A 3,608-nucleotide genomic window follows, 5' to 3' on the forward strand; every position below is an offset into this window, starting at 1 on the left:
GCCCAGCCCTGAGGAACGCAACAGCGCCATCCAGAAGACCGTTGGCCAGGTACTGGGCAATTACCCGCCAGGCAGGGCCAAATGAGCATGGCATAGCCCGTTCGTCAGATCGCGTCTACCCTGTTGATAAACCTGCTGAACGGGTAGACGTGTTCAACGAATAAGGATCGACCTGCCAATGCAAAGCATTGTTCTGTTGATGTGGCTTGCCTTGTGCACTGAACAGGATATTCGCGAACGCCAGATCGCCGATGTCCTGACCTTGGGCGTAGCAGCCTGTGCGCTGATCTGGCTGTTCTTCACCGGCCACACCTGGATTGGCGCCGACGCCAGCGATGCCGGCTGGGCATTGGCCATCGTCATGCTATTGACCTTGCCCGGCTACATGCTCGGCCACTTCGGCGCTGACGACGTCAAGCTGATGGGCGCCCTGGCGTTGGCGACCAGTCATCAGTATGTGCTGGGGACCTTTATCGGTGCCGGCGTCAGCGTGTTGCTGTGGCTGCTGACTCGCCGCCGCCTGTGGACCCTGTTCAACCCCAAGGTAAAGAAGCGGCTGCAGGCGCTCACCGAACAAATGGGCGACAAACAAGCCTTCGTGCCTTATGTGCTGGCCGGCTTTCTGCTCACAGCGGTATGGATCCAATAATCAGTCCCGTTGTCCGATAACTTGTACATGCGTTGTACAGGTTCGCAAGCAGCGTCTATGGTTAAGCTGCCAGAGCGTCTGGCCCGGGAGCAGGGCCGCTTAGGAACAGGGAGTTGATCGTGAACAAGTCATTCAGCGAGGTGAAGGTTCTGGTGGTCGATGACCAGCCCCTGATCGTCGAACAGTTGTGTGAGTATCTCGAAAATCATGGCCACCATTGCGTGGCCGCGCATTCAACAGACGAAGCCATCGAGCGCTATGTGGCAGATGAATCCATTGGCCTGGTGCTGTGCGACCTGCACATGCCCGAGCGCGATGGCATTGAACTGGTGAGGGCGTTGAAGGAAATTGCCGGGCGCCAGCGCGTGTTCGAAGCGATCATGCTCACTGGCCGAGCCGACAAGCAGGACGTGATTCGTGCGCTGCGCGAAGGCTTCGCTGATTACTACCAAAAACCCGTTGACCTCGACGAACTGCTGGAAGGCGTGCGTCGCCAGGAGCAGGTTTTGCTGGAGCGCAAATCCAACTTCCAGAACCTGGGCAGTCTCAACAAACGGTTGCAAGACCTGGCGGGCTGCATCGATGAGCTTTACCAGGACCTGGAGAAAGCGCGGGGCCAGGGCGTCCACCGCCGCGCCAGCGATGTCGAAGAGGGCGAGAGCGATCTGCCCGCCGCGTTCGAGAAGCTCTCACCACGCCAGCTGGAAGTGGCCCGGCTGGTGAGCAAAGGCAAGACCAACTACCAGATTGCCTGCGAGCTCGGGATCACCGAAAACACCGTGAAACTGTACGTTTCGCAGGTGTTGCGACTGACCCATATGCACAACCGCACGCAACTGGCGCTTGCGTTGACACCCAGTTCGTCGCCGGTGCACCAGCGGTTCACCACCCATTGAGTGAAACGGTCTTCACAGGCCCTGTCACCGGCAGCCGCCGATAGGGCCTGAAGACCCGACGCTCAATCCAGCTGATAGCTGACGCTCAGCATCAGCCGAGGCCGGCGGTTCAGGCTGTCCAGTGCCACATCCGCCAGCGGCTTGGCCACCTCCAGCGCCACATTGCCATATCGCCCGCCTGCCAGGCGCACGCCCAGCGCTACCGAACTAAGGTGCGCATCCTCGAAAGGCCCGCCGTTGTACCAGGCGTGCGCCGCATCGAGCACCGCATAGGGCTGCACCCGTTGCAACCAGGCACGGCCAGCCATAATGCTGTAGTTGAGCTCGTAAGCCACACCCCAGCCCTTGTCACCTGAGGCCTGGTCGCTCGGGTAGCCGCGGCCGAAACGCTGCCCGCCAAACACCGCTCGCTCACTGTCGGGCAGCCTGTAGTCACTCCAGTGCACTGCGGCCGACACGACGCCCTGCCACTGTTCAGACAGTTGGTCGCTCTGCAGCCCGGCGATCCGAAAGCGCAGAAAGTCCATGTCGTAGTCCGCATCGCTACGCGCCCCCAGGTAGTCCATACCCTGATAGACCCCAGCGCTGGCGATGCGCAGGCGACCGGGATCTGCCTTGCGCCAGTCGCCTTCGAATGACAGCGCGCGAACATAGGTGTCGTATTCGGGTAAGCCGCCCGCCCGATACTCAATGTGCTCGCCGACCGAATAAAAACGCCCGGCCACGTTCACCCATTCGTTCGGTGCAATCATCAGGGGCTGGCCGAGGCCGATAGAATAACGCTCGCTCTCAAGGCGCTGATTGATGTCGGCACCGCCATCCAGCCGGACACGAGTACGCGGCTCACTGCGGTACCGTGCAGCGCCTAGCAGCAATTGGTTGCCGTGAGCGTCCAGAGGCTGGCTGTAATCAAGGCGCTGGTAATCAACGTGTTCGTCACCGGCCGGCAGCAGAAAGCTCGCAGTCAGTTGCTCGGCAAAGCGTGTCTGGCCATTGCTGGAGATTTTGAACAGCGCCTGCAGGTCCCCGCGGCTGCCGTCACTCAGGGCCACGCCAGCATCAACTGGCCTGCGCCACGCACGTATTTTCAGACGGTTCGCGTCTTCAGGGGCCGGCCCCACCGCCACTTCAGCCTTCACATTGATACCCGGTAGCCGCTGCACCGCGCCTACATAGCGCTCGAGCGTTTCCTGGGTCAGTGGCCGCTCGGCGAGCAGGCGTCCTGTCATCTGCTTGAGGTAGAGCGCGGGCGGGCCGATATCACCCAGCAGTTCATAGTCCTGGATGTACCCTTCCACCAGCACCACATGCACACGGCCATCGGCAAAGTCCTGAGGTGGCAGGTAGGCATACGACAGCGGGTAGCCATCATGCTGGTAACGCTGGGTCAGTCGCTCAGTGAATTGCTGCAGATCACCCAAGGAGATCTCGTGCCCAATCAATGCTTGATAGTGCTCACGCAATTCACTCAGCGGGTAAACCGTACCGCCCTCGAAGCGCACCTTGTGCAGCACGAATCGGGCATCTGACGGCAAGCTCTCGGGTGCAGCAGGTAACACGACATGCAGCGCCGGGGTAACGGGGCGATAGGTATCTACCGGCAGGTTGGCGGTGGGCAGGCGGCGCTCGTATTCATGGGTATCGAGAAAAGCCGGCAACGGCTCGGCAAGGGCCAGGCTGGCCCAGGTCAGCAGTAACAGGGGCACGACCGCAAGACGCATAGGACGCTCCACGATCCCTTGGGCGCCGGGGCGTCGGCCGGCCACACCCATCACCAGCAAGCGTAGGTGCTGCCCCGGCAAACGTCGAACGGCTAATCGCTGACCTGGAACGCCACCCGCGCGGTTTCACCGCTCTCATCCAGTGCGCTGAGCTCGATCTGCCCGGCCTGCTCAAAGCGCACCCGCATGCTGCCCTGGCCCTCGGTCTGGCCAAGGGGCTGGCCGTTGAGGAACCACCAGCGCCGCCCACCCCCACCCAGGGCCGAAACCTGCAGTTGCAACGGCTCGCTGCTGGTGGCCGGGCGGCGCAGGTTGTCGCCTGGGCGTACACCGACGATGGAC

The 3,608-nt window shown here is 61.7% G+C and carries 3 protein-coding genes and 2 pseudogenes; 3 read left to right on the forward strand and 2 right to left on the reverse strand.

Going from position 1 to position 3,608, the window contains the following annotated elements; translation table 11 throughout:
• The 3 genes and pseudogenes from BLX42_RS26775 to BLX42_RS02995 all read left to right on the forward strand — a co-directional run.
• Positions 1-85, forward strand: a pseudogene (locus BLX42_RS26775) (DUF4136 domain-containing protein); the annotation flags it as partial.
• Positions 86-178: 93 nt separating this feature from the next.
• On the forward strand, positions 179-649 hold the full coding sequence (locus BLX42_RS02990) for an A24 family peptidase (RefSeq protein WP_039602427.1): 471 nt from the start codon (positions 179-181) through the stop codon (positions 647-649).
• Between the two features lie 113 nt (positions 650-762).
• Positions 763-1,545, forward strand: coding sequence for a response regulator transcription factor (locus BLX42_RS02995; protein ID WP_218176481.1), 783 nt, complete (start codon positions 763-765; stop codon positions 1,543-1,545).
• Between the two features lie 62 nt (positions 1,546-1,607).
• On the opposite strand, the gene BLX42_RS03000 is transcribed toward BLX42_RS02995, so the two are convergent.
• On the reverse strand, positions 1,608-3,266 hold the full coding sequence (locus BLX42_RS03000) for a ShlB/FhaC/HecB family hemolysin secretion/activation protein (RefSeq protein WP_161871105.1): 1,659 nt from the start codon (positions 3,264-3,266) through the stop codon (positions 1,608-1,610).
• A gap of 92 nt (positions 3,267-3,358) precedes the next feature.
• A pseudogene (locus BLX42_RS03005) lies at positions 3,359-3,608 on the reverse strand (penicillin-binding protein 1C); the annotation flags it as partial.

Source organism: Pseudomonas sp. SG-MS2 (assembly GCF_009933855.1).
GTDB lineage: Bacteria > Pseudomonadota > Gammaproteobacteria > Pseudomonadales > Pseudomonadaceae > Aquipseudomonas > Aquipseudomonas putida_E.

What these genes read in the sequence shown, in the direction of transcription:
- BLX42_RS02990 (WP_039602427.1), top strand. Translation starts at nt 179, where the DNA reads ATGCAAAGCATTGTTCTGTTGATGTGGCTTGCCTTGTGCACTGAACAG.
- BLX42_RS03000 (WP_161871105.1), bottom strand. Translation starts at nt 3,266, where the DNA reads ATGCGTCTTGCGGTCGTGCCCCTGTTACTGCTGACCTGGGCCAGCCTG.